The 26570-nt window shown below is 66.4% G+C and carries 14 protein-coding genes; 9 read left to right on the top strand and 5 right to left on the bottom strand.

The features are described 5' to 3' along the window. The first annotated feature begins 91 nt into the window (after window positions 1-91). The 4 genes from ptsP (at window position 92) to ABE464_RS02985 (ending at window position 6673) form a co-directional block, all read left to right on the top strand. On the top strand, window positions 92-2593 hold the full coding sequence (gene ptsP / locus ABE464_RS03000) for a phosphoenolpyruvate--protein phosphotransferase (protein ID WP_346470699.1): 2502 nt from the start codon (window positions 92-94) through the stop codon (window positions 2591-2593). After that, the gene (locus ABE464_RS02995; RefSeq protein WP_320490904.1) at window positions 2590-3546 is read left to right on the top strand and encodes a 1-phosphofructokinase family hexose kinase; all 957 of its coding nucleotides are present in this window, start codon (window positions 2590-2592) and stop codon (window positions 3544-3546) included. The genes ptsP and ABE464_RS02995 overlap by 4 nt, the downstream gene beginning before the upstream one ends. A gap of 86 nt (window positions 3547-3632) precedes the next feature. Next, window positions 3633-5336, top strand: a complete 1704-nt coding sequence (locus tag ABE464_RS02990) for a fructose-specific PTS transporter subunit EIIC (protein ID WP_346470655.1) — start codon at window positions 3633-3635, stop codon at window positions 5334-5336. Between the two features lie 80 nt (window positions 5337-5416). Continuing rightward, complete coding sequence (locus tag ABE464_RS02985; RefSeq protein ID WP_346470654.1) at window positions 5417-6673, top strand: carbohydrate porin; 1257 nt, start codon at window positions 5417-5419, stop codon at window positions 6671-6673. Window positions 6674-6755: 82 nt separating this feature from the next. Here ABE464_RS02985 and ABE464_RS02980 read toward each other — a convergent pair whose 3' ends face one another. Next, complete coding sequence (locus ABE464_RS02980) at window positions 6756-7676, bottom strand: type II CAAX endopeptidase family protein (RefSeq protein WP_346470653.1); 921 nt, start codon at window positions 7674-7676, stop codon at window positions 6756-6758. Window positions 7677-7996: 320 nt separating this feature from the next. Here ABE464_RS02980 and ABE464_RS02975 point away from each other — a divergent pair, with 320 nt between their 5' ends. Beyond that, the gene (locus ABE464_RS02975) at window positions 7997-8512 is read left to right on the top strand and encodes a helix-turn-helix domain-containing protein (protein WP_346470652.1); all 516 of its coding nucleotides are present in this window, start codon (window positions 7997-7999) and stop codon (window positions 8510-8512) included. Beyond that, entirely contained in the window at window positions 8509-9429 is a 921-nt protein-coding gene (locus ABE464_RS02970) for a type II CAAX endopeptidase family protein (protein WP_346470651.1), read from the top strand. The genes ABE464_RS02975 and ABE464_RS02970 overlap by 4 nt, the downstream gene beginning before the upstream one ends. Window positions 9430-9705: 276 nt before the next feature. Here the strand turns inward: ABE464_RS02970 and ABE464_RS02965 are convergent, their stop codons facing one another. Then, entirely contained in the window at window positions 9706-10422 is a 717-nt protein-coding gene (locus tag ABE464_RS02965) for a hypothetical protein (protein ID WP_346470650.1), read from the bottom strand. Between the two features lie 481 nt (window positions 10423-10903). Here ABE464_RS02965 and ABE464_RS02960 point away from each other — a divergent pair, with 481 nt between their 5' ends. Next, on the top strand, window positions 10904-19471 hold the full coding sequence (locus ABE464_RS02960; protein WP_346470698.1) for a glucoamylase family protein: 8568 nt from the start codon (window positions 10904-10906) through the stop codon (window positions 19469-19471). Next, window positions 19468-19707 (top strand): hypothetical protein, encoded by a 240-nt coding sequence (locus ABE464_RS02955; protein WP_346470649.1) that lies wholly within the window; start codon window positions 19468-19470, stop codon window positions 19705-19707. The genes ABE464_RS02960 and ABE464_RS02955 overlap by 4 nt, the downstream gene beginning before the upstream one ends. A gap of 125 nt (window positions 19708-19832) precedes the next feature. On the opposite strand, the gene ABE464_RS02950 is transcribed toward ABE464_RS02955, so the two are convergent. Continuing rightward, a complete protein-coding gene (locus ABE464_RS02950) occupies window positions 19833-20528 on the bottom strand; it encodes a hypothetical protein (RefSeq protein ID WP_346470648.1) in 696 nt (231 codons plus the stop codon). Window positions 20529-20660: 132 nt separating this feature from the next. Next, entirely contained in the window at window positions 20661-23654 is a 2994-nt protein-coding gene (locus tag ABE464_RS02945) for a TonB-dependent receptor (protein WP_346470647.1), read from the bottom strand. 223 nt (window positions 23655-23877) lie between these two features. On the opposite strand from ABE464_RS02945, the gene ABE464_RS02940 reads away from it, so the two are divergent. After that, window positions 23878-25431: a thioredoxin family protein gene (locus ABE464_RS02940; RefSeq protein ID WP_346470646.1), complete on the top strand. Its 1554-nt coding sequence runs from the start codon at window positions 23878-23880 to the stop codon at window positions 25429-25431. Between the two features lie 61 nt (window positions 25432-25492). On the opposite strand, the gene ABE464_RS02935 is transcribed toward ABE464_RS02940, so the two are convergent. Further along, a complete protein-coding gene (locus ABE464_RS02935) occupies window positions 25493-26419 on the bottom strand; it encodes a M14 family metallocarboxypeptidase (protein ID WP_346470645.1) in 927 nt (308 codons plus the stop codon). Between the last annotated feature and the right edge of the window lie 151 nt (window positions 26420-26570).

The raw sequence follows: 26570 nt of genomic DNA, 5'->3' as shown, positions 1-26570 counted from the left end.
ATGAACTTTTGTGCAGTGCACATTGAAATTTGAAGTGGGAACGTTCCCAATACATACCAGCACAACGCTCCTGGAGCCTGCCTTGCCTTCCCTGCCCCCCACCTCCCCCGTCAGCCGGGAACTGATCCGCCTGGGCGTACGGGCCCGCGACAAGGCCGACGCCATCGCCCAAGCGGCGCAGATGCTGGTGGCCGCCGGCTGCGTCGCCCCTGGCTACGAGGCCAGCATGGGCCGCCGCGAGCAGCTGGCAGATACTTTCCTCGGACACGGCGTGGCAATTCCGCACGGCCTTGGCGAAGACCGCCACCTGGTTCGTCGTGACGGCATCGCGGTGCTGCAGGTGCCGGAGGGCGTGGAATGGAACCCGGGCCAGGTCACCCGGCTGGTGGTCGGCATCGCCGCCCAGTCCGATACCCACATCACCCTGCTGCGCCGACTGACCCGGCTGATCCAGGATGAGGCCACGCTGCAGCGCATGTTCAGCACCAGCGACGCGAGCGAGATCGTAGCGGCGCTGGCCGGCGACGCGGCGATCACCGCTGCAGGTGCGCCGGCAGCCGACCTGGCCGAACGTTTCGACTGGACCATTGCCTACCCCAACGGCCTGCATGCCCGCCCCGCCACGCGCTGGGCCGAGACCGCGCGCAGCTTCGCGGCCCGCGCCCAGGTACGTGCGGGTGATCAGGCGGCTGATGCCAAAAGCCTGGTCGCGCTGCTGCAACTCGGTCTGCGCCATGGCGACGCGGTCAGTGTGTCTGCCGAAGGGAGCGATGCGCCAGCACTGCTGGCGGCGCTGCGCAAGGTCATGGAGGGGCTGGTGGCCCAGGAAAAGGCTGATGCGGAGCGCGCTGCGCAGCGCAAGGCTACGCAGGTCGCTGGCTGGAATCCGCCTGAAGTGCAGGCGGCGATCGTCGGCATCGGCGCCAGCCCCGGGCTGGCCATCGGCCCAGTGCATGTACTGGCCAGCGCGCATGCCGAAGTCGCCGACCGCCCCGCCCCGCTCGGCGAAGGCGGGGCGCGCCTGCAGGATGCGCTCGGCCGTACCCGCCAGCAGCTGGCCGCGCTGCAGGACGACACCCAGCGCCGCCTCGGCGCCTCCGATGCGGCAATCTTCAAGGCACAGGCCGCGCTGCTCGACGACACCGATCTGATTACCCGAACCTGCCAGCTGATGGTCGAAGGCCATGGCGTGGCCTGGTCGTGGCATCAGGCAATCGAACAGATCGCCTGTGGGCTGGCGGCGCTGGGCAACCCGGTACTGGCCGGGCGCGCGGCCGACCTGCGTGACGTCGGCCGGCGGGTCCTGGCCCAGCTCGACCCGTCTGCGGCCGGCGGCGGCCTTGATGACCTGCCGGCGCAACCGTGCATCCTGCTCGCGGCCGATCTGTCGCCATCGGATACCGCCAACCTCGACACCCGCCGCGTGCTCGGCCTCGCCACCGCACAGGGCGGGCCGACCTCGCACACCGCGATCCTCTCGCGCACGCTGGGGCTGCCGGCGCTGGTGGCCGGTGGCAAGGAACTGCTCGCGATCAGCGCAGGCAGCGAGGCGATCATCGACGGCAGCAGTGGTCGGCTCTATTTGTCTCCATCCCCGGCCGACCTGTCCTCGGCACGCGTCTGGATCGCCGAACAGCAGCAGATCCGCGAACGCGAAGCGGCGCAACGCGCACAGCCTGCGCAGACCCCCGATGGCCACCGCATCGACATCGGCGCCAACGTCAACCTGCCCGAGCAGGTGCCGCTGGCGCTTGAACAGGGCGCGGAAGGCGTCGGCCTGATGCGCACCGAGTTCCTGTTCCTCGAACGCGGCAGCACGCCAAGCGAGGACGAACAGTACGCCACCTATGTGGCCATGGCGAAGGCGTTGGACGGCCGCCCGCTGATCGTACGCGCGCTCGACATCGGCGGCGACAAGCAGGTGGCCCACCTGGAACTGCCGCACGAGGAGAATCCGTTCCTTGGCGTGCGTGGCGCGCGCCTGCTGCTGCGCCGCCCCGATCTGCTGGAACCGCAGCTACGTGCGCTGTACCGCGCGGCGAAGGACGGTGCGCGGCTGTCGATCATGTTCCCGATGATCACCTCGGTGCCCGAGCTGATCACATTGCGCGCCATCTGCGAGCGCTTGCGCACCGAGCTTGATGCGCCGGAAGTACCGGTCGGCATCATGATCGAAGTGCCGGCCGCCGCTGCGCAGAGCGACGTGCTGGCACGCCACGCCGACTTCTTCTCGATCGGCACCAATGACCTGACCCAGTACGTTCTGGCGATCGACCGCCAGAACCCGGAACTCGCCGCCGAGGCCGACAGTCTGCACCCGGCAGTGCTGCGCGCGATCCGCGCCACCGTCGAGGGCGCGCGCGCGCACGGACGCTGGGTCGGCGTCTGTGGCGGTCTGGCCGGCGATCCGTTCGGTGCGGGGCTGCTGGCCGGTCTTGGCGTGGACGAACTATCCATGACCCCGAACGATATCCCGGCGGTGAAGGCGCGCCTGCGCAGCACCGCGCTTGCCGATCTGCGGGCATTGGCCAGTACAGCACTGGACTGCGAAACCGCCGAGCAGGTGCGTGCCCTGGACGGAGCGCGGACATGAGTGCCCACGCCGTCACCATCACCCTGAACCCGGCGATCGACCAGACCGTGCGGCTGGCGCGCCTGCAACCGGGCCACGTGCACCGCGCCCGCAGCAGCCGTGACGACGCTGGCGGCAAGGGCATCAACGTTGCCGCCTGCCTGGCCGACTGGGGCGTGCCGACGACCGCCCTGGGCGTGCTCGGCGACGGTAACGACGGCGTGTTCCGCACGCTGTTCTCGGCTCGTGGCATCGCCGACGGCTGCGTGCGCGTACCGGGCCGGACCCGCACCAACATCAAACTGGTGGAAGAAGGCAGCAGCGAGACCACCGACATCAATCTGCCTGGCCTGCCGCTGGGCAGCGCCGATCTGGACGCGGTGTCCCGTGCGCTGGCCGACCTGCTTGCACCAGACCTGCCGGTGGTGCTGTCCGGCAGCCTGCCCTCGGGGCTGCCGGCCGATGCGTGGGCGCGACTGCAGGCGCAGGCCGTCGCCGCTGGCGCGCGCGTGCTGCTGGATACCAGCGGCGACGCGCTTGTTGCCGCCTTGGGCGGCATGCAGGGCGCACTGCCTTACGCGGCCAAGCCCAATCGCCACGAGCTTGAGACGTGGGTCGGCAGGCCGCTGCCCGATCGCAGTGCTCTGCGGGTGGCCGGCCAGCGCCTGATCGAACGCGGGGTCGCGCTGGTGGCGATCTCAATGGGCACCGACGGTGCGTTGTTCATCGATCGCAGTGGCGCAGTGGTCGCGCGACCGGCGCGGTTGGCCCAGGGCAGCTCGGTCGGCGCGGGTGACGCCATGGTTGCCGGTATCGCCGCCGCACTGCTGGAACCAGCCTTCAACCTGGCCAACTGCGCCCGACTGGCGACAGCGTTCTCGATGAGCCGGCTGGAAAGCGGGGATGCGCGACAGCTGGATCCGGCGCAGGTGCGCGAGTGGACCGGCGATGTACTGATCGAGCGGTTGGATTGAAACCACCGCCGGAGTGACTGCTGGTGGCCGTGGGTCATCGGCGGTATCTCCTGCAAGCACGAACCCGAAGAATTCCAGGAGTTTCCATGCACCCTTCCATCGTCGTCATCGCCGCAGGCGAACGCAGCATTGAGGCGGTTCTCGCCGCAGAAGCGCTGCGCCGCGCTGCCCGCCAGCGTGGGCTCGAACTGGTGATCGAAATCCGCAGCGACCAGGGCGTGACCGACGCCTTGCCCGCCGCACATGCCGCCGCCGCGACACAGCTGCTGTTGGTGGGCGACGGCGAGGCCGACACGGCCCGCTTCGGCAATGCCGGCATCGTGCGCGCCAGCCTCGGTGAAGTGCTGGACGACCCGCTCGCCGCACTGGCGCCGTTGGCTGTCGCGGCGGCGAGCACTTCCACTGCGAACGCCGGCAAGCACATCGTCGCCGTTACCTCCTGCCCCACCGGCATCGCCCACACCTTCATGGCGGCCGAGGGCCTGCAGCAGGCCGCCAAGGCGTTGGGCCACGTGATCCGGGTGGAAACCCAGGGCTCGGTGGGCGCACAGGATGCGTTGAGTGACGAGGAAATCGCCGCCGCCGACCTGGTGCTGATCGCTGCCGACCGCGAAGTCGATCTGTCGCGCTTCGCCGGCAAGCGGCTGTTCAAAAGCGGTACCAAGTCGGCGATCAACGACGGCCAGAACCTGATCCGCAAGGCGATGGCCGAGGCCGGCGTGCAGGCCGGTGCGGTCGCTGCCGGCCGCACAACCGAAAAGACCAAGGCCACCGGCCCCTACAAGCACCTGATGACCGGCGTGTCGTTCATGCTGCCGTTCGTCACCGCCGGCGGCCTACTGATCGCACTGGCGTTCGCACTCGGCGGCATCTACGCCTTCGACGATGCACACAAGGGCACGCTTGCTTGGTCGCTGTTCCAGATCGGCGCCAAGTCCGGCTTCATGCTGATGGTGCCCGCACTGGCCGGTTACATCGCCTACTCCATCGCGGACCGTCCCGGCATCGCGCCAGGCATGATCGGCGGGCTGGTTGCGGTCAACATGGACGCAGGCTTCATCGGCGGCATCCTCGCCGGCTTCATCGCCGGCTACGGCGTGTATTGGATCAACCGTGCGCTGCGCCTGCCGCGCAGCCTGGAAGGCCTGAAGCCCGTGCTGATCCTGCCCGTGCTGGGCACGCTCCTGGTCGGCCTGTTGATGATGTATGTGATCGGCACGCCGGTCGCTGGCCTGCTGGCCTGGCTGACCGACTGGCTGCGCGGCATGCAGGGCAGCAGCGCGATCCTGCTCGGCCTGCTGCTGGGCGGGATGATGGCGGTGGACATGGGCGGGCCGGTCAACAAGGCCTCCTATGCGTTCTCCACCGCGCTGATTTCCAGCCAGGTCTACACGCCGATGGCGGCGACGACGATCGGTGGCATGACGCCGCCGCTGGGCATTGCACTGGCAACGTGGCTGTTCAGCAACCGCTTCACTGCCGAGGAACGCGGCACTGCCGGTGCCGCCGGCGTGCTTGGCCTCAGCTTCGTTACCGAAGGTGCGATCCCCTACGCCGCGCGTGATCCGCTGCGCACCATTCCGGCGCTGATCCTCGGCTCTGCCGTGGCCGGCGCGATCTCGATGGCCGCTGGCATCGAACTGAAGGTGCCGCACGGCGGTGTGTTTGTGCTGCCGATCCCGAACGCGGTCACCCACCTTGGTATCTACGTGCTGGCGCTGCTGGCCGGTGTCGCGGTCACCGCGGTTGCGCTGCGAGTCCTCAAGAAGCCGGTCACGTCCGCGGCCTGATTCTGTCGTCCCCACACTTATCCGCGGGTCCCTGCACACGCAGGGGCCAGGCGACCTACGCCCTGCACAAGGAGCCCCGCATGACCTGCCCTTCCCGCCGCCGCCTGTTGCTGGTCGCGACCCTGGTGGCCCTGCCGTCGCTGGCGACAGCCGCCGATGCAAGCGAAGTCTTCGTCCCCAAACTTGCCTACACCGGCGAAGCTGCCGCCACACTCGACGGTGGCAAGCGCAGCGGAACGGCCTATGCCGGCCAGTTGATGCTCGGCGCCGACGTGAACCTGGATGCCGCGTTCGGCTGGCGGGGGGCGACGATCAAGGCCTACGGCATCAACCGCCATGGCACCAACCTCGCCAGGAGCAGCACCGGCAACAGCACCTCGGTGCAGGAAATCTATGGTGGCCAGGGCACCCGCCTGGCCAACCTCACACTCGAGCAGAAGCTGCTCGACGATCGTCTGGTGCTGGAAGCCGGCCGCAGCGTGGCCAACATCCATTTCCTCGGCTCCGAGCTGTGCCAGTACTTCCAGGGCAACTCGGCCTGCGGCAACCCGACCTACGTGTTCCGCACCAGCAATTTCACCTGGTGGCCGGTATCGAGTTGGATGGCCGATGTAACCGCCTGGGTGACGCCCGATGTCTACGTGCGCGTCGGCGCTTACCAGGTCGATCCGAGCCAGGCCGAGGAGGGCCAGCACGGCCTGAAATGGAGTACGAACCAGGCCACCGGCTGGGTCATGCCGTACGCGATCGGCTGGCGCAGCCCGGCGTCGGCGCGATTGAAGGCAAGGTATGAACTCGGCGGCTGGCAGGACAACTCGAACTACCGCGATCCGCTGCGCGACGCCAGCGGCATCCCGGCGCTGCTCAGCGGCCAGGACTACACGACCGGCCACGGCCGTTCAGGTGCGTTCGCCCGCGTCGAGCAACAGCTCACCGGCGACGGCGACGGCCGCGGCCTGACCATCTTTGGCGCCGCGCTCAAGGGCACGTCCGGCCAGTTGATCGAAGATCACTTCCTGCAGGCCGGCCTGGTGCAGAAAGGCACGTTTGCCAGCCGACCGCAGGACACCATCGCCTTTGTCGTCACCCAGCAGAAATACAGTGCCATCGCCTTGGAAAACCTGCGCCTGGCCCGCGCCGCGGCCGGTGGCAGCGGCACCCCGCACGATAGCCAGGTGATGATGGAGTTGAGCTATGGCATCCAGCTCACCACGCAGCTTCGCATCGCGCCGAACCTGCACTACGTCATGCATCCTGACCAGTTCGACGAACCGGCACGCCAGCGCGACCTGCCGAATGCGCTGATTGCTGGCATGCGGATCGATTGGAGCCTGTAGGGAAACAGGCAGTCCATAGAGCGATGCGTTCTGTCTGGCCACACCACGCCGCCGGTGAGCCCCCGGGAGGCTGTAGCACCATTCAACCGGGGAGAACCTGCCGGGGAGGTGGGCAATCAGCTTTGCGCGTCTTTCGCCACTGGATCCACGCGATCGCGGCGACGAAGAAGACGCTGCACAGGTAACTGCCTTCCGGCCCTTGCGCGCCACCGGTCAGGGCGTCGAGGCCTTGCGGGCGAAGCGCCACCAGCAGCGCCGGCAAGTGCGCATCCATGCCGGTGACGGGCAGCTCGAAGCCGGTTGCAAGCAACCAGTTCCACCCCGCGTGCCAGCCCATCACGCCCCAGATAGTGCCGGTCTTCAGCGCCCAGGCGCAGGCGAACAGCGAGAACAGGAACGTACCGAGCATGACCCGGGGCGGCTGGTGCGGACTGAAATGCAGGAAGCAGAATACGAGCGACACCAGCAGCACTGCCACCGCGACATTGGTCTTGCGCGCCACCACCGACAGCATCCAGCCGCGGAAGATGACTTCCTCCACGCTCGCCTGGAACATGAAACTCACTAGCAGCAGACCGATGTGCAGCAGACTGACGGGCGACCGCCAAGCCTGCCCCACGCCCGCCGCCTGCATGCCGCCAGCCATCCAGATCGCGACTACGACCAGCGCGATCGTGCCGAATCCAACGGTCAGTCCGCGCAGGAAAGTCTTCAGCGGCGCCGGCCCGGTCAGCCCGATACTCGCCAGCGAGCGCCCTTCGACGAAGCGTACCCAGGCGAGCACGGCCACCAGCGTCGGCGCGAAGCCGATCCACAGCAGCGCATGCAAGCCAGCGAGACCGATCGGATCGCCGCTCGGCGTCGACCAATGCTGCGACTGCATCCACCCGTCCAGCGCGATCACCGGTACCGCGTTGAACAGGATCATCAGGATCGGCGTCAGCCAAGCCCAGGGCAGCCAGCCGCGGGCGCGATCGGGCGAATACAGGGCAACGGGGGTCATGCGGGGCTCCAGGTCGACGTGATCGCTGCTGCAAGGTGCCGTCCGCGCGGGGGCGTGGCAACCCGTTTGCGACCAAGCCACAGAAGCCGCGGATGAATCGCCCGGGTCGCCGACGAAAGGGTGCTGAGCCGTCGCCCCTGGTGTCCGCTTTGGGTGTCCGGTATGCCGCGAGGGAACTGACGCACGCGTTGCGTGGACAGATCGAAACGCCCCCCCCACCTTCCCAACACCAGGGGGGCGTCGGCGGCGGACTCTCCTCCAGAGTCGCCCATGACTTCCAGCACATGTTGCATATATAACAGGGCTTATACATTTCCCACATGGACGCCCCTTCCCCTACCCTTGGCACCTTGGTTCGCCACCTGCTCGAGCAGCTGGATGGCGACCTTGAGGCCGTCTACATAGCCTCGGGACTGGAATGGCGGCCACGCTTTACCCCTGTCCTGCGCGTGCTCATGCGGCACGGCCCTGCATCCATCAAGGTCCTTGCGCAGGAGATGGGCATCTCTCACTCCGCAGCTAGCCAGACCGTGGCGCAGATGGCCAAGCAGCGCCTCGTGGCATTGAAGCCAGGTACCGATGCGCGCGAGCGCATCGTCGTACTCACTGCCAAGGCCCGGAACATGGTTCCGGCCCTCCAGCGCCAGTGGGCCGCGACCAATGCAGCGGCCACGCAGCTCGATGCGGAGTTGTCAGTCCCGCTAACCGCTGTGCTTTCCGAAGCCATCGCCGCACTGAATCAGCGTCCTTTTGCAGCCCGAATCGCCGCGGCAGCTGCCGCACCCGCCCGCACCACCGCCTCTACTGCCGTAGTACACACAAGGAATCGCACATGAACGCAGTGACGCAGTCCCTCGACCTCCCCAGCGTCGGCATACAAAAGGCGCAACCTCTCGTGCTTGGCGAGCACGGCGTGCTGAAGCCAGGCAGGTTACGTTGGCTGCGTGCCTGCAGCTGGGCCATTCCACTGTTCTTCCTGGTGGCCATTCCGACCGGTGTGTTCACCCGCTTCTTCGGCGGGTTCTGGCCCAAAACCAATGAACCGATGCAGTTTGTCGTCAGCTTTCTCGGTGCCTTGGTCGCGCTTGGTATCTATGTGTTGGCCGTGCGGCTGGCAGAAAGGCGAAACCCATCAGAGATTGCACTGCGTCCAATGCTCCCGCAGCTCGGCCTCGGCCTGTTCACCGGCGCGGCGATGTTCTCTGCCGTGATGGGCATCATGGCAGTGTTTGGCCTCTACGACATCCAGGCCATCGACCCGGCCCCGGCATGGACCCCACTGCGCAAGGCACTGCAGGCGGGTGTGGTGGAAGAGTTGATGATGCGCGCCGTGCTGTTGCGCCTGATGTGGCGCGCGTTCGGTCCATGGACTGCGTTCGCCGTGTCATGCGCGGTGTTCGGTCTCAGCCATCTTGCCAACCCGAACGCCACGGTATTTGCTGCTGTCTGTATAGCGTTGGAAGCCGGTGTGATGCTGGGCGCGTTCTATGCCCTGACGGGGCGCATATGGGTCTCCATCGGCGCACACCTGGCGTGGAACTTTACCCAGGGCTACGTGTTTGGCGCTGCCGTTTCGGGCATCGAACCTGGCCCGGCCATGGCGCATAGCACGCCCAATGTCGGGATGCCCGAATGGCTTACTGGTGGTGCCTTCGGGCCTGAAGCATCGCTCCCCGGCATGGTGGTCTGCCTTGCGGTCGGGCTTGCGGTGGTGTGGCTGGCATGGCGTCGGGGGCGGTTTGCCACACAGTGAAGGTGTAGTTCGTGTAGATAGTCTTTTGTCATGCCCGTCGCAGGACATCCGTGGCCCGGATAAGGCGTGCGCAGCGCGCCGCATCCGGGTCGCGGATGTTCGGTCCACGGATGGTCAAGGCGGAAAGCCCTCCCCACTATGTGTCCAATCCCGGTTAAGCTCCATTTTGCATGTCTTGAGCTCGAGTGCGCGGCCTCTGACTTGCACTGAGATAGTGTCCCTGCAGCTCAGATCACCTTCGAAATGCACTGCCAAGTCAATGAATTCCATTGCACATCATTGGTTTTCCATAGGCATTTTTCCCGAAGCATCATTAGGAACGCTCACAGCATGCTTCGCTTCAGCCAGCAGTCGCTGACCAGGACCAAGGTGAGACTCCTCTCTGTCACTTACCGCCAGCCTGTTCACATCTTCCAAGAAGCCATCACCAAGCCTCGCTGCCGCTGCCCAAGCGTCGGTTCGCCATAGGGCAACGCCCGATACGGCTATCAGGATGATGCCCCACAAGGAAGAGGCAACAGAAGCCGAAATGCTTACGTTGGTGGAGCCGGCTATAAGCACAAAAAGAATCATTGCTCCCGAGAAAGCTGACACGAAGTAGATAGCCCAGAAGGCCAGATTCCACTTCGCTCGCTTCGTATCCGATGCCGCCTTGGCCTTCCAATTAACCCGCTGGGTTTTCTGATCCCACTCAACCAGGCTCCATACGTCGGCGAGATCACCTAGCATCCGACAAACCTCAGCACCAGATCGATCACACACCCTTCTGACCACGGCTGCAGGTAGATAGGCGCCGAACAACTGGCGCGATAGAACCTCCACACTTAATGCGTCGAGTTCCCACGGATTCTTCCAATACTGAAGGAATTCGCGTCGGCGGACGAACTGAAGATCTCTCCGCCCAATCAGCCACCGAAAGCCCCCAAGTACCACGATAGCCAAACCCATGACCATCTTGAGCTGACCCCCAGCTAGACCAATCAAATGCTCCATGTTTCCCCGGCCAAGATCGATGCGTTACTCGAACGATCACCGACGAGGTGTGGCAGGTCAACATCTGGATCTCACCGAGGCAGGTAATTGCCTTAGGTGGCCTCGTAACGAGACTGGATATAGCCCACCTCCTGCTGGACCAACGTCCGGTCGGCTAGCACCATGCCGGCGCCCCCTGCTGGCGCCCTGGCGAGAACCAGCCCCAAGGCGCCGCTAAGTGGAGTGCGCCAAACGTCTGTCGGGCGTCTATGCGGGGCCGGCAATGACCCTACCTTCACAGTTACCACGCCACCCCGAATGCAACTATGCAAGGACGCGACCTCCCCCTCGGTAACCCATGCCCCACTTTCGTCGTCTTTTTGGTCGTTGGCTCCGCCTGCGTCGGCTCGTGCGTTGGCGTTGGCGTGAGCGCCATGCCTCAGTCCCGGCCATCGAAGCCACCGAGGTCCCACTGCGTGCCGCGCTGTACAGCGTTGAACAGATGGAGGTGTACGGCCGCGCACTGGCGCGCCAGCATCGGGTGCGGATGCGACCTGGCGCAGAGCGCCTGCTCGATCGCCTGCAGGCCAACGAACGTGTCCTGGAAGATGCCAACACGTTGCTCAGCAACGTAGTGCGCGAACAGCGGCCGGTGACCCCGGCCGGGGAATGGCTGCTCGACAACTACTACCTGATCGAAGAACAGATCCAGACCGCGCGACGCCACCTGCCGCGCGGCTACAGCCGGCAGTTGCCTTCGCTGGTCGCCGGCCCCTCGGCCGGGTTGCCGCGCGTGTATGAGCTGTCGATGCAGGCGATCGCGCACGGCGATGGCCGCATTGATGGCGATACGCTGGGCCGCTTCATCGCCTCGTACCAGTCGCTCGCGCCGCTGAGCCTGGGCGAACTGTGGGCCGTTCCGATCATGCTGCGCCTGGCCCTGCTGGAGAATCTGCGGCGCATGGCGGCGCGGGTGATGCGCGACGGGACGGACCGTGGCCTGGCTGCCCAATGGGCGGACAGTCTCAATCGCGCGGCGTCCGACACCCCGACCGATGTCGTGCTCGTGGTGGCGGACATGGCACGCTCCGAGCCACCCTTGACTGGCGCCTTCATCGCCGAGCTGACCCGGTCGCTGCAGGGGCGCGGCGGCGCGTGGGCCATGCCCGTCGCCTGGCTGGAACAGTGGGCCGCCGCGGCTGGGCAGCGCATCGACGAACTGGTCGCCGCCGAGGGGCAGCAGCAGGCGGCTGACCAGGTCTCCATCGGCAACAGCATCGGCAGCCTGCGCTTCCTCTCCACCATGGATTGGCGCACCTTTGTCGAAGACATGAGTGTGGTCGAGCAGCGGCTGCGGGAAGACCCGATGGCCGTTTATCCGCAGATGGATTTCGGCACCCGCGATGCCTATCGCCATGTCGTGGAGAAGATCGCGCGCGGCAGCCGCGTTGCGGAAGAACGCGTTGCGACCATCGCGCTGGATCTGGCACGGGCGGCGACGCCGGTCGACGGACCACGCACGCACGTGGGCTACTGGCTTGTCGGTGAAGGCGTGAACGCCACTGTTGACGCCGTAGCCGAGTCAGCACCGCGCCACCGCAAGGCCCGCCGACTGGCGCATCGCGTGCCCCTTGCGCTGTATCTGCTGCCGATCGCCCTGCTGGCGGTGGTAGCCACCGCTGGCCTCCTGGCATCGGGCAGTGGCACGGTGCCCATCTGGCTGGCCGGGCTGCTCGGGCTGCTGGTGTTCAGCGAACTGGGCATCGTCCTGGTGAACTGGACGGCGACGGTACTGGTCACCCCCAGGCCGCTGCCCAAGCTGGATTTCAGCGAAGGCATTCCTGCCGCCTGCTCCACTGTGGTCGCGGTCCCCTCGATGCTCTCCAGCATTGAGGGCATCGATGTCCTGACCGAAGCGCTGGAGGTCCGCTTCCTGGCCAACCGCGATCCTCAGCTGCGCTTTGTGCTGCTCACGGACTTTCTCGACGCCGCGGCCGCCGAGACACCGACGGATGACACCTTGCTGGCGCACGCCGCCGCAAGGATCGAGGAATTGAACCGTCGTTACGCGCCGGAGCGCGGCGATCGCTTCTACCTGCTGCACCGCCCCAGGCAATGGAACCCGGGCGAAGGGGTGTGGATGGGACACGAGCGCAAGCGCGGCAAGCTGGCCGCGCTCAATGCCCTGCTCCGCCAAGGCAATGCGGCCGCGTTCATGCGCATCGTCGGCGATGCGGCTGCCCTGATCGGCGTCCGCTACGTCATCACCCTGGATTCGGACACGCAGCTGCCGCGGGATGCGGCACGTGCCTTCGTGGCCACCCTGGCGCACCCGCTCAACCGGCCGCGTTTTGATCCGACGCTGCAACGTGTGGTGGAGGGCTACGGCATTCTGCAGCCCAGCGTCGGTACCAGTCTGGGCACCCGTCGCACCTCGCGTTTTGCCCGGATGTTCGGCAGCGAGCCTGGCATCGATCCGTACTCGCGGATGGTCTCGGACGTCTACCAGGATCTGTTTGATGAAGGCTCGTTCGTGGGCAAGGGCATCTATGACGTCGACGCCTTCGAGCATGCGTTGGAGGGCCGCCTGCCCGAGAACCGCATCCTCAGCCATGACTTGTTGGAAGGCTGCTATGCACGCGCCGGACTGGTCAGCGACGTGCGCCTGTACGAAGACTATCCCGAACGCTACGCCGCCGATGCCAAGCGCCGTGCGCGCTGGATCCGCGGTGACTGGCAGCTGTTGCCCTGGTTGATGCCGTGGACACCGCGCCCGGGATCCGGCTGGGAACGCAACCGGCTCAGCCTGCTCTCGCGCGGCAAGTTGCTGGACAACCTGCGCCGAAGCCTGGTGCCGATCGCTGCCCTGGCCTTGTTGGTGGCGGGCTGGCTGCATGCCGAAAACCCGTTTGCCTGGACGGCGTGGGTATTGGCACTGTGGTTTGCGCCGCCGCTGATCGGCATGCTGCGCGATGCACTGAGCGTTCCGGACGACACCCCGCTGGAAGCGCACTACATCATGGTCGGGCGCGGCACGCTGCAGTCGCTGCTGCGCGCGGCCACCCAGGTCGCGTGTCTGCCCTACGAAGCGTTGCTGGCCGGTGGTGCGGTGCTGCGCACGCTCTGGCGCATGACCATCACACGCCGCCATCTGTTGCAGTGGAACCCGTCCAGCGAAGTCGAACGCCGCCTTGGCGGCGACCGCGGTGCGGAATGGCGGGTGATGGCGCCGGCGTCGCTGCTCGCGGTTGCGCTGGCGGTCGTCGTGGCCAGCGTGGCGCCGCAGGCGCTGCCTGTCGCCCTGCCCCTGCTGTTGGCGTGGGTCTTCGCCCCTGCGCTGATGGCGTGGCTCGGCCGACCGCCGGCCGCGAGCGTGGCCGAACTGTCCGTGACACAGCGGGCGTTCCTGGGCCGGCTGGCACGACGCACCTGGTCGTTCTTCCAAGCGTGGGTGCGTGAGCAGGATCATTGGCTGCCGCCGGACAACATCCAGGAGCACCCGACGCTGGTGGTGGCGCGGCGCACTTCGCCGACCAACATCGGTCTGTCCCTGCTGGCCAATCTGTCGGCATGGGATTTCGGCTGGCTCCAGCAGGGTGACGTCGCGGAACGTACCGCACTCACCTTCGATACGCTGGACCAGCTGCCGCGCCATCGCGGCCACTTCCTGAACTGGTACGACACCGAAACCCTGGCGCCGCTGCCGCCGCGCTACGTCTCCACCGTGGACAGCGGCAACCTGGCCGGCCACCTGCTGACGCTGCGGCAAGGTCTGCTCGCGCTGGTGGACGCGCCGGTGCTGGCGCCGCACACGTTCGACGGCCTCGCCGATACGCTCGGTGTGCTGGAAGAGGAACGGCAGCGCCATCGCCCCGCCGACGCCCTACTGGGCGAGGCGCTCAACCACCTTCGCCAGCGCTTGGCATCCACGCGTACCGACCGCCCCCACGGGATGGCGCCGCTGCTCGCCCGGTTGCAGGAGCTGGCGGAACTGGCCGATGCCGTACTGGCGCAGTGGCCTGCACCGCCATCGCCGGAGGACGGTGAGCTGCACTGGCCCGCCCTGTTTGCGGCCGAATGCCATGCCGCCCACGCAACACTCGCCGACCTCCCTGCAGATGTGAGCGCGGACGCCGAGGCCCCGGTGCCCAGCCTGCGCCAGTTGGCCGCCCTGACCGGTTCCACCGGTGCGGACGCGCGCGCGCGCATTGAGCAGTTGCAGGCACTGGCGCACCGCGCCGGGCAGTTCTCGCTGATGGAATACGGGTTCCTGTTCTACCGCACCCGCAACCTGCTCTCGATCGGCTACAACGTCGACGACCACCGCCTCGACAACAGTTTCTACGACCTGCTGGCCTCCGAAGCGCGGCTATGTGCGTTCGTCGCCATCGCCCAGGGCCAGCTGTCGCAGGAGAGCTGGTTCGCGCTCGGGCGGATGCTCACAGAGGTCAACGGCACGCCGACGCTGTTGTCCTGGAGCGGCTCGATGTTCGAGTACCTCATGCCGCAGCTGGTGATGCCCAGCTATCCCGACACCCTGCTCGACCAGACCACGCGGCACGCGGTCGAAGCGCAGATCGTCTACGGCCGTACGCTCAACCTGCCGTGGGGCGTGTCCGAGTCCGGCTACAACGCCGTCGATGCCCGCCTGAACTACCAGTACCGTGCGTTCGGTGTGCCAGGGTTGGGGCTCAAGCGTGGCCTGGGCCAGGATCGGGTCATTGCCCCTTATGCCAGCATGATGGCGCTGATGGTGGCGCCGGAGGCGGCGTGCCAGAACCTGCAGGCGCTTGAAGGACTGGGGTTCTCTGGACGCTTCGGCATGTACGAGGCGATCGACTACACCCCCGCGCGGGTGCCGCCGGGCCAGGATCACGTGCTGCTGCGGTCGTTCATGGCCCACCACCAAGGCATGGGCCTGCTGTCGCTGGATTACCTGTTGCGCGATCAGCCGATGCAGCGCCGCTTCGTCGCCGATGTCGAGTTCCAGGCGACCTTGCTCCTGCTGCAGGAACGCATCCCGCGCATCGGGGTCTTCCATCCGCATGAGGTCGAGGCCTTGGGCGAGCACGCCGCCATGGCCGAGGATGAGACCTCCCTGCGCGTCCTGCGCGATCCGGGTGGCCCGCGCCCGGAAGTGCAGCTGCTCTCCAACGGTCGTTACCACGGCATGCTGACCCATGCCGGCGGCGGCTACAGCCGCCTCGGCGATCTGTCGCTCACCCGCTGGCGCGAAGACGGCACCACCGATGCCTGGGGCTCGTTCTGCTATCTGCGCGACGTGGACAGCGGCGAGTTCTGGTCTGCCGCCTACCAGCCCACCTGCGTACCGGTGGACAATTACGAGGCGATCTTCTCCGACGCGAAGGCCGAGTTCCGCGGTACCCGCCGTGGCTGCGAGAGCCACCTGCAGGTCGCCATCTCCGCCGAGGACGACATCGAGCTCAGGCGCCTGCGCCTGACCAACCGCAGCCGTCGCCAGCGCATCGTGGAGATCACCACCTACGCTGAAGTGGTGCTGGCACCCGCGGCGTCCGATGACGCCCATCCGGCCTTCAGCAACCTCTTCGTACAAAGCGAGATTCTGGCAGCCAAGCAGGCCGTGCTGTGCACGCGCCGGCCCCGTTCGCATGACGAAGTACCACCGTGGATGTTCCACCTGGTCGCGGTGCATGACGCGGAGGTGGTGGCGATCTCCTACGAAACCGACCGTGCGCGCTTCCTGGGTCGCGGCAACACGCCACGGACGCCGCAGGCGTTGACCACCGATACCGATCTCTCCGGCGCTGATGGCTCGGTGCTCGACCCGATCGTGGCCATCCGCGTCCGCGTCGTGCTTGAGCCCGAACAGACCGTGCAGCTGGACATGGTGTACGGCATCGGCACCGACCGCCCCGGTTGCGAGGCGCTGGTGGACAAGTACCGTGATCGCCGCCTGGCCGACCGCGTGTTCGACCTGTCCTGGACACACAGCCAGGTGGTGCGCCGGCAGATCAACGCCAGCCAGGCCGAGGCGTCGCTGTACGAGCGCCTGGCCAGCCACGTCCTGTATGCCAATCCGCTGCTGCGCGCGGGCGCTGCGGTCCTCCAGCAGAACCAGCGAGGACAATCCGGGCTGTGGGGCCATGCCATTTCGGGCGACCTGCCCATCGTGCTGCTCAAGGTGACCGACGCGGAGAACGTGGAACTGGTCAGGCAGCTGGTGCAGGCGCATGCGTATTGGCGCCAGAAGGGACTCAACACCGACCTGGTGATCTGGAACGACAGCAAGGCCGGCTATCGGCAGGAACTGCAGGACCAGATCCTGGGGATGGTGGCGGCCAGCTCGGAGACGGGCCTGCTTGATCGCCCCGGCGGCATTTTCGTCCGGCCGGTGCAGAACATGAGCCACGAGGACCGCGTGCTGTTGCAGGCGGTGGCACGGGTGGTGATCAGCGACGAGGACGGCACGCTGGCCGCACAGGTAGGCCGCCAAGCTATGCCTGCGCGCCGGATTCCCGCCCTCGTCCCGCAGGAGGAGCAGCAGGTGCTGGCACTGTCGATGGAGGCCGAGCCCGGGCTGCCCGTCGTCGCTGAACAGGGATCCGAGCCCGGATTGCCCCCGGGCGTGGGGCAGGACGAAGAGGTGGACGACCCGTGGCCGTTCCTGCCGTTCCGCGGCGCCGGCAAGTTCGACAACGGTACCGGCAGTTTCAGCGAGGACGGACGCGAATACGTGGTGGTCGTGCGCGAGGGCGCCAAGACGCCGGCGCCATGGGCGAACGTGATCGCGAACGCCCGGCTGGGCACGGTGGTCAGCGAGAGCGCACCGGGCTACACCTGGTTCGAGAATGCGCACGAGTTCCGCCTGACGCCGTGGCTCAATGACCCGGTGTCGGACACGGGCGGCGAGGCCTTCTACGTGCGTGACGAGGACACCGGCCGTGTCTGGTCGCCGATGCCGCTGCCGTGCAGAGGCACCGGGGCGTACCGCACGCGCCACGGCTTCGGCTACACCGTCTATGAGCATGTCGAGGACGGCATCGCCAGCGAACTGTGGGTCTTCGTCGACGTCGATGCGCCGCTGAAGTTCTCGGTCCTGCGGTTGCACAACCTGTCGGGCAGGTCACGGCGGCTGTCGGCCATCGGCTACGTGGAATGGGTGATGGGTGACCTGCGTCCGAAGTCGCGCATGCATGTGGTGACCGAACGCGATCCGCAGACCGGGGCGCTGCTGGCGCGCAACAGCTACAGCACCGAGTTCGGCGGCCGGATGGCCTTCTTCGATACCGATGCCGAGGGCTGCGGCTGGACCTGTGACCGCCTCGAGTTCATCGGCCGCAACGGTGGCCTGCACGCACCGGCGGCGCTGCGTCGTGAACGCCTGGATGCACGGGCGGGTGCGGGTCTGGATCCCTGCGCGGCGATCCAGGTGCCACTCGAGCTGGCCCCGGGCGACCGCAGTGAAACAACGTTCCGCCTGGGCGCGGGGCGCGATCGCGAGGAAACGCTCGCGTTGGCACGAAGCCGCCAGGGCAATCAGGAAGCCATCGATGCGCTGGACGCCGTGCGCATCCACTGGCGCAATGTGCTGGCTACGGTGCAGGTGCGCACGCCGGACCCGGCGCTGGACGCCCTGGCCAACGGCTGGCTGGTCTACCAGACCTTGGGCTGCCGCTACCTGGCACGCAGTGGCTACTATCAGTCCGGCGGCGCATTTGGCTTCCGCGACCAGCTGCAAGACGCGCTCGCCCTTGTCCACGCTCGCCCGGACCTGACCCGCGAGCACCTGCTGCTCTGCGCGGCACACCAGTTCGCCGAAGGCGATGTAATGCACTGGTGGCACCCGCCGCAAGGTCGCGGCGTACGCACCCGCTGCTCGGACGATTATCTCTGGCTGCCTCAGGGTGCGTGCCGTTACCTGGAGGTCACCGGCGACGCCAGCGTGCTGGACGAAATGGTCGGTTTCATTGAAGGCCGCGCGGTGACGCCGGAGGAGGAAGGGTATTACGACATGCCCACACCGTCGGCGATGCGCGGCACCCTGTATGCGCACTGCGTCCTGGCGCTCGAGCGCGGTTGCCGATTGCTCGGCGAGCGCGGTCTTCCGTTGATGGGGAGCGGCGACTGGAACGACGGCATGAACCGCGTCGGCGACCAGCAGCGCGGTGAAAGCGTGTGGCTTGGCTTCTTCCTGCACGACACGCTTCGCCGCTTCATCGTCCTGGCCAACGCGCGTGGTGATGAACACCGTGCGCACTGGTGCCAGCAGCAGGCCGACAGCCTGCGCCAGAACCTGGAACACCATGCCTGGGACGGGGCGTGGTATCGCCGTGCCTGGTTCGACAACGGCGCCATGCTGGGTTCGTCACAGAACCAGGAATGCCGCATCGATTCGATCTCCCAGAGCTGGTCGGTGCTGTCAGGCGTTGCCGCGCCGGAACGTGCCACACAGGCGCTGGATTCGCTGTACACGCACCTGGTCCGAAAGGACGCACAACTGATCCAGCTTCTGGATCCGCCCTTCGACCAGACCACGGAGGACCCTGGTTACATCCGGGGCTACGTTCCGGGCGTGCGTGAGAACGGCGGCCAGTACACCCACGCGGCCGTGTGGGCGGCGATGGCCTTCGCACAACAGGGAGATGCGGTGCGTGCCTGGGAGCTGGCGGACATGATCAACCCCCTCAACCATGCATTGGACCCGGAGGCGGTCCAGACCTACCGCGTCGAGCCTTATGTGCTGGCGGCCGATGTCTACGCCGTATCTCCGCACGTGGGTCGCGGCGGCTGGACGTGGTACACCGGGTCGGCCGGCTGGATGTACCGCCTGCTGGTTGAATCCCTGCTGGGCATACGTCGTGAGGGCGATCGTCTGTCGCTCGCACCTTGCCTGCCCGACCACTGGCCATCATTCGAACTGAGCTACCGCTTCGGCCGCAGCCTCTATGAGTTTGTGGTGACCCGCACGGCGCAGGGTCAGCCGACGCTGCATGTGGATGGCATCCTGCAGCCGGACCTCACAGTCCTGCTGCGCGACGACGGCCATTACTACAAGGTCGCGCTTGACCTGGATGCACCGCCGGAATGAGCCTGCGCCCTGAAATACAGGCGCAGCTCGATGGGCTGGCCGACATGTTGGCCCACTGGGTGGCGCGCGTGCGCCATCCAGCGCAGTTCTGGCCGCAGTTTGAAATGCTGGCCGCCGAGATTCTGGATCAATGTGCGCCCACGGAGAGGGACCAGGTGCGCGCACGCCTCCAGGACATGCTCGGACGCCATGGGCTGGAGCCGCCGCCGGGGCATGACGGGCAGTCCTTATCGTAGACAGCCAAGGCGGCATCCCACGAGCCAAATAGGTGTTTCTCCGGCTGGAGCAGGGAAGTCTCATCATCAACATGAGCGACCCAGTAACCAGACTCATATCGAAAGCCGCCTGAGGAGAGCCTCCGTCACTCCACCCAGTACACCGCCTTGAGCGCCTCCGCCAGTCGCGATCCCGCCTCCTGCTGCGTGAACGGTGGCGTGCGCGGCGGATCGTAGACCTCCGGGCGCGTGCCAGCCACGACGAGGTCGATCGCATAGCAACTGCCATGGCGGACCGCACGATAGCTCTCCGCGTTGACGTAATGGCTCATCGCCGCATCGCCCACGGTGAAGTGTGTAAACGGAACACCGCCGATATCGACCGTGCTCGCTGCCGCAGCGCCGGTCGCTTCGGCAGGCAGCTCGAGACAGGCGTTGACCGCCCCTGCATCCTCGCTCCGCCCGATCCGCATTTCCCCGGCAGTGACACGATCCGAGCCCTCCAGCACCAGCGCTACCAGCGGTTTGCCCACGCTGTCCGGGGAAGCAAACAGCTTCCATGTGGGCGATGCCAGGTACTCGCGCTGGAAGTCGTGCTCCACCCGCACCCCTGCAACCGGGCCCACCGCGATGCCTGACGCCCCCTCCTGATACACGGGGGACGGGCGCCCTGCCGTGGTTGACGCCGGCGCGGGATCGGCGGTTTTCGCCGCCCCCGGGTCCGCGCCGCTGGGCGACGCGATCGGTGCGGCATCACCCTCTCCCTGCGGCGAACAGGCGCACAGCAGCATCGTCAAACCGACCGCGGCCAACCCTGTCTTGATGCGGATATGGTTCTGCATGAGGGGCTCCACTGGCAATGGCCCCAGACTGCATCGCCAACCGTTAACGGCGCGCCACGTTCTGCGTGAAAGGCGCCCACGCCATTGCAAGCAGGCAGGGATTCCCTCCCCTGCCCGCACTACCCTCCTCCCTCAGTAGTCGTAGCTCACGCTGACCCGCAGCGAACGCGGCGCCTGACGGATGGTCGCCGCCCCATAAAGTGGGTCCGGCTGCCCGGGATCCAGCTCGGAATACGGCGACTTCCACAGCGCCACCTGGCTGTTGAACACGTTGAAGACGTCCAGATTGAAGCCCAGCCGGCCGTCAGCCACCGCAGGTCGATAGGACACCCCCAGGTCCAGTTGCTTCAGCCACGGCAGGCGTCCCTGGCTGCCGGGAGGTGCCGGCTGTCCGTTGTAGAAGTGGTACGCGATGCCGTAGCCGGAGGGATCTTCGAAGTCCGGGCCGTATGAGCCCAACGCACTGAACGGTGACCCCGAGAGCACCTTGAGGTTGGCCGAGACCAGCCACTCGGGTGTGAGCTGGTAGTAACCGTGCAGCTTGAATTGGTGGGTGTGGTCGTTGCTCTGGGGTCCGTTGGTGTGCTCCATCAACTGGGCGTAGTCCCACGCCTGGGTAGTAGAGACTGCGGTCTGGCCAATGCCAGAGAGCAGCTGCCCTTCGGTGGTGCCGTAACTGCGCGACCAGGTGTAATCCCCGCGGGCATACCAGCGGCCGTCAAACGGATGCTCCAGTGAGAGGTTCGCCGCGTAGTAGTTGCGCTTGAACTGCGGGAAGCCCATTTCCGCATTGCTCAGCGGGACGGTCACGTAATTGCCGCCGGTATCGACGAGATTGAACGTATTCGCGCGCCCCGGATTGATCAGCCAGCAGCTGACCGGGTTGCTGTCCTTGGTGACGTTGTAGCCCAGACTGCTGGCCTTGCCGAGTACCGCATCGATATCGCAGTAGTCATCCACGCCACTGCGCAGGACGCGGTAGGTCGCCTTCGCGCCGTACACCCAGTTCTGGCCAAGCGCTTTGCTGAAGCCGAGAATGAACTCATCCTGGTAGGAAGGCTCGATGCCGGAGGTGGCCACGGTCTTTGCGTCGGGCAACAGGCCGTAGTTGTTGTTGGCCGACACCGGATCGGAGAACCGGGTGAGGTCGGTCGGGTAGCCGTTGCTGTCGATGCCGCCGTAGGTGTAGTACGTCGAGGTGGCAAGCGTTGCACCGGCGGCATTGAACGCCGGGTTCAAGGGCAGCGCGAGGTAGTAGCGACCGACGTTGCCGAAGACCTTGAAGCGGCCATCGCCATCGACATCCCAGCTGAAGCCCAGGCGCGGCGCCCACTGCCCGCTGGTCTGCTTGATGTACGCATCGCCATCGCGGTTGTAGTTGGTGAACTGATCCAGGCGCAGGCCCAGGTTGAGCAGCAGGCGATCGGTCACCTGCCAGTTGTCCTCGATGTACTGCGCCCGCTGTGAGGCACGCACCGACGCCAACGCACTATAGACATACTGGCGAACGTAATAGCCGTCCTCACCATTGCGTATCCCGCCGGTGGCCGGCACGCCCAGGCCGGTATTGATCGGTACGTTCGGGTTGGATTGCCCGTAGATCCAGTAGTAGCCATCGGCCGAGGCCACCGAGCCGCGGTTCAAGGCACGCGCGTTCTGATTGTCGATGCCGACGGTGATGCTGTGGTCGCCCCAGACGTAGTTGGCATCGAGGCGCAGGTTGTTGCTGCGGTTGCCGCGGTCCGGGTTGACCAGCAGCGAGGTGGTCTGGGCATTGGTGATCGGCGCGCCACCGGTCAGCGCCGGATTCTGCAATGTGGGGCTGTTGATGTAGGTCAGGCTGCCGTCGTAGGCCGGGTTGCCGATGTAGTCATCCGTGCGCATTTCACCGTACTGCGCGCTCACGGTGAGCCGGTCGGTCAAATAGCCGGTGTACTTGGCTGTCCACAGATCGCCGCCGGTCTTGGTGGTGTCTTCTTTGCCACGCTGCGCGCCGCGGGTGAGCGTGTCGTAATCGTAGGCGAAGATGTCGCCACGGAACACATTGCGGCTGGAGGCGCCGGTCAGCTCCAGCAGGTGGTTGTCGGTGATGTTCCAGTCCACCTTGGCGTACCAGCGCGGGCGTTCGTACTCGTACTTGGAGTAGGAGTTGGTCGCCTCCACGTTCTTGACGTCGGTGCCTTCGCGCCGCTCCAGCTCGTAGGAGCCGAAGAAGAACAGCCGGTCTTCGATCAACGGGCCGCCTGCGTAGAGGCTCTGCGTGCTGACCCATTCGCGGTCCTTGCTTTCAGGCGCATACAGCGCGCCATCGCCCGGGTAGCGCACATCGTCCTTGTCCGAACGTGTGGAAGCCGGCTCCCAGGTCGCCTGGCCGCCGAAGTGCCAGGCATTGGTGCCACGCTTGCCAACGGCATTGATCACGCCGCCGTCGGAACGGCCGTACTTGGCGCTGTAGCCGCCCGTGTAGATTTCCTGCTGGTCGATGCTGCCGTACGGCAGCGTCAGGCCACCCAGGCCGCGCAGTGGGTCAGTGCTGTTGAAGCCGTTGATGTAATACGCATTTTCTGCGGCGGACGAGCCGCCAAAGCTCACCAGCTGGGCGCCGGTGGGGCCGGCATACGTGCCGTTGCCACTGTTGCCGATCACGCCGGGTGCGAGCTGTGCAATGGCCTCGGCCGAGCGGCCCAGCGGCAGCCGCTGCAGCTGCTCGGCCGTGATCACCGTGCGCGAGTCGACGCTGCTGACGTCGATTGCGGCCGCGGCACGGTCCGCGCTGACCTGGACGCCGTCCAGCCGGGTGACCTCTGCGAAAGAGACTTCGGTACTGGTGCCGACCGTCAGCGCAACATCCTGTCGGGTCTGCAATACCGTGCCTTCAGCATCACGCGCTTCCACCGTGTAGCGGCCAAGCGGCAGCTGGGCGATGGTGTAGCGACCGCGTGCATCGACCGTTACTTCCCGGGTAAGGCCCGTATCGCTACGAACGAAAATGCGCTGCGCGGAGGGCGGCGCCTGACCGGCGATCGCGCCGGTGGTGGACTGTGCATGTACCAAGGGAGAAGCGGTGGCAACCAACACCGCCAACGCCAGGATGTGCGGGCGCAGGGAAGAACGAGCTGTCGTCATCGTGGGGCAATCGGTAGTGGGGGAAACGATTTCATTAACCCCGCTCGTGCCCCAATGCAGAAATGCGCAGACGTTATGTCGTGTTCGCCGATGGCGATCAGGCGCCTTATCACGCCATGGCCTGCCGTCATGAGCAATCCGCATCAAGGTGCCGCCACTGGAGCCGTCCACGCTTCCTACAATCAAGCACGCCTCCTGCCGCTGCCTCTTTCTGGATTCCACAATGCGCCTTGCTCTGTCCCTCGGTCTTCTGGGTATGGTCACTCTGCTGCCCGCCTGCACGCCCGCTCCCTCCCCTGCTGCCACTGCCGCGCCTGCGTCAGCCGAACAGGCGCCTGCGGAAATCGCCTGGCGACACGGCGATGTCGACGATGCCTTCGCCGAGGCCCGTGACAGCGGCAAGCCGGTACTGCTGTATTGGGGCGCGGTGTGGTGCCCGCCCTGCAACCAGCTCAAGGCCACCTTGTTCAAGGACCCGGCATTCATCGCACTCACGCGCCAGTACGTGCCGGTCTATCTCGATGGCGATGAGGAGGGTGCGCAGGCTTGGGGCGAACGCTTTGGCGTGCGCGGCTACCCGACCCTGATCGTGCTCGACCCGCAGCGCAATGAACTCACCCGCCTGGCCGGCGGCAATGACAGCGAAGCACTGACCCGCGCCCTGACCCTGGCCGTCAGCCGGCGCACCGCGGTCAGCGAGGTCCTGCAGCACGCGTTGACGGCGCCACAGGACGTCAGCGCGGAGGATTGGCACGTGCTGGGCGATTACGGTTGGGAGGTAGACGCCAACCGCCTGGCTGGCGAGCGCGATGCGGCCTCTCTGCTGCAACAGTTGGCCAAGGCGGCGCCCGAGCCCGCCCTGCAGCGGCGGTTCGCACTGCTGGCGCTGGGTGTCGGCAAGCCGGAGGCGACGCCGACAGCCTCACAGCGCGAAACGACGCGTGCCCTCGTGGAGGCTGTGCTGGCCGCGCCCGCGGAAGTCCGTGCCAATCGCGATCTGTTGGGCTACCAGGGTCCCGCCCTGGTGAAACTGGCCAGTGCCACGCCCGCGCAGGCGCAGCAACTGGGGACGCACTTGCTGAGCGCGCTGGACGCTGCGGATCACGCGCTGGGTGACAAAGCCGATGCGCGATTGGGCAACGTGATCACCGAGCTGGCCCTGCAGCGCCAGCAGCACCCCGATGAGGAGATTCCGGCCGCCCTGAAGCAGAAGGCGCTACAGCGTGTCGCGGCCGCCGATGCCGCGGCGACCACGCCGCACGAGCGCCAGGCCACGATCAGCACCGCCGTTTATGTGCTTCGCCAGATCAAGGACGACGCCGCGGCCGAGAAGCTGTTGCTTGCCGAGCTCGACCGGAGCCAGACGCCGTACTACTACATGCCGGAACTGGCGGAGCTTGCCGAAGAACGCGGCGACACGGCCTCCGCGATCTCGTGGCTGCACAAGGCCTACCAGGGCGCGCAAGGACCGGCCACCCGCGTGCAATGGGGCGTGCTGTATGTCGAGGGCCTGCTTCGGCTGACACCCGAAAATGCGCCCGCCATCGAGCAGGCCACCGGCGAAGTGATTGCCGATCTGGCGGCGCAGCCGGCGGGCTATCACCAGCGCACGCGTCAGCGCTTCGAACGGCTGGGCACCGCGTTGCAGGCGTGGAGCCGCACGCACCACGGCGCGGAGAGCCTGGGCCGGCTGCAGGCGCAGATGAGCGCGACCTGTGCCAAGGCCGCGTCCTCTGCCGAGGGCACCGCGGACTGCGAGCACTGGCTGAAAAGCTGACGGCAAAGGAACACGGCCGCCGCGCAACCACGGCGCGGTGCGCCGTGTGATGCGGATCTGTTCAGCCCTGCGGATGGGCCAATGCGTAATCCAGCCCTGCGCATACCGAGGTGACCTGCGCTGCATTGCACTCCTGCGGCGACGTGCGGGGGCTGTCCGGATACACCTCGGTGGTGGTCGCATACCGCGCATCGGTGAAACCGGCACAGGCGCCGATCGAGCGGGATTCGCCCCAGACCACACCCGGCGACTGCAGCGGCATGCCGATCAGTTCGCCCTTCGCATCGGCCGGGGCAATGTGGGTCACTTTCTCGACCGCGGCGATCAATGCCTGCTGGAACGCCGGCTGCGGGTCCTCGCTGTTGCCGATCACGTAGAAGCCGTCGGGGATGATGTCCGGCACCAGCGCAATGCCATCTCGGGCGCAGCGCGCCGGATCGAACTCCTGCAGATCGCTGTCGGTGGTTTCATGCAGATCGACATGCATCAGCAGCGTATCGCCGCGCGAGGCGATCCAGCGCATCAGCGCAGCCGCTTCCTCGATCAGGCCTTCGCCACGGAAACTGCGGTTGGGATCGATGGCGTCCGGATTCCAGCGCTGGATGCGTTCATAGCCCCACGGACTGACGCAGGGCGCCACGATCAGATTGATCCGGCCTGCATAGGCTTCGGCGTCCTGGTCCAGAAACTGCAGCGCGCCATGCACGCCGCTGGTTTCGTAGCCGTGCACCCCGCCGGTCACCAATGCAGTCGGCAATGCCGGCTCCCAGTCATGGCTCACCGCCGCAAACAACGGGTAGTGATCCGGGGCGTAATCGAGCTGACCGTACTGCACCACGTCAAAACGATCGCCCAAACGCTCAAGCGCGGCGACCACATCGTCCTGATAGCTGCGTTGACGTTGCTGGCTGGCACGCCACTGCGCGCGCTCGGCGTCGCCCCACGGCTGGCCGGGGGTGCCGATCGGATAGAAATGCGTGCTGCTCATCAGGTACTCCAAGGGGGATTCCGGTCGCGGCGCGATGGGTGCGACGCGCGACACTGCAATGGATATTCTAGCCGGGCCGGGCATCGCGGGACTGTGCGGCGTGCCAACGCTGACATGGAAAAGGGAGCCGGCTGCCCGGCTCCCCTCCCAT

The sequence above is a fragment of the Stenotrophomonas sp. TWI587 genome, assembly GCF_039674145.1.
In the GTDB taxonomy this organism is placed as follows: domain Bacteria; phylum Pseudomonadota; class Gammaproteobacteria; order Xanthomonadales; family Xanthomonadaceae; genus Stenotrophomonas; species Stenotrophomonas maltophilia_AY.
The sequence above is the reverse complement of the archived record's forward strand: the minus strand, read 5'-3'. Positions and strand labels throughout refer to the sequence as shown.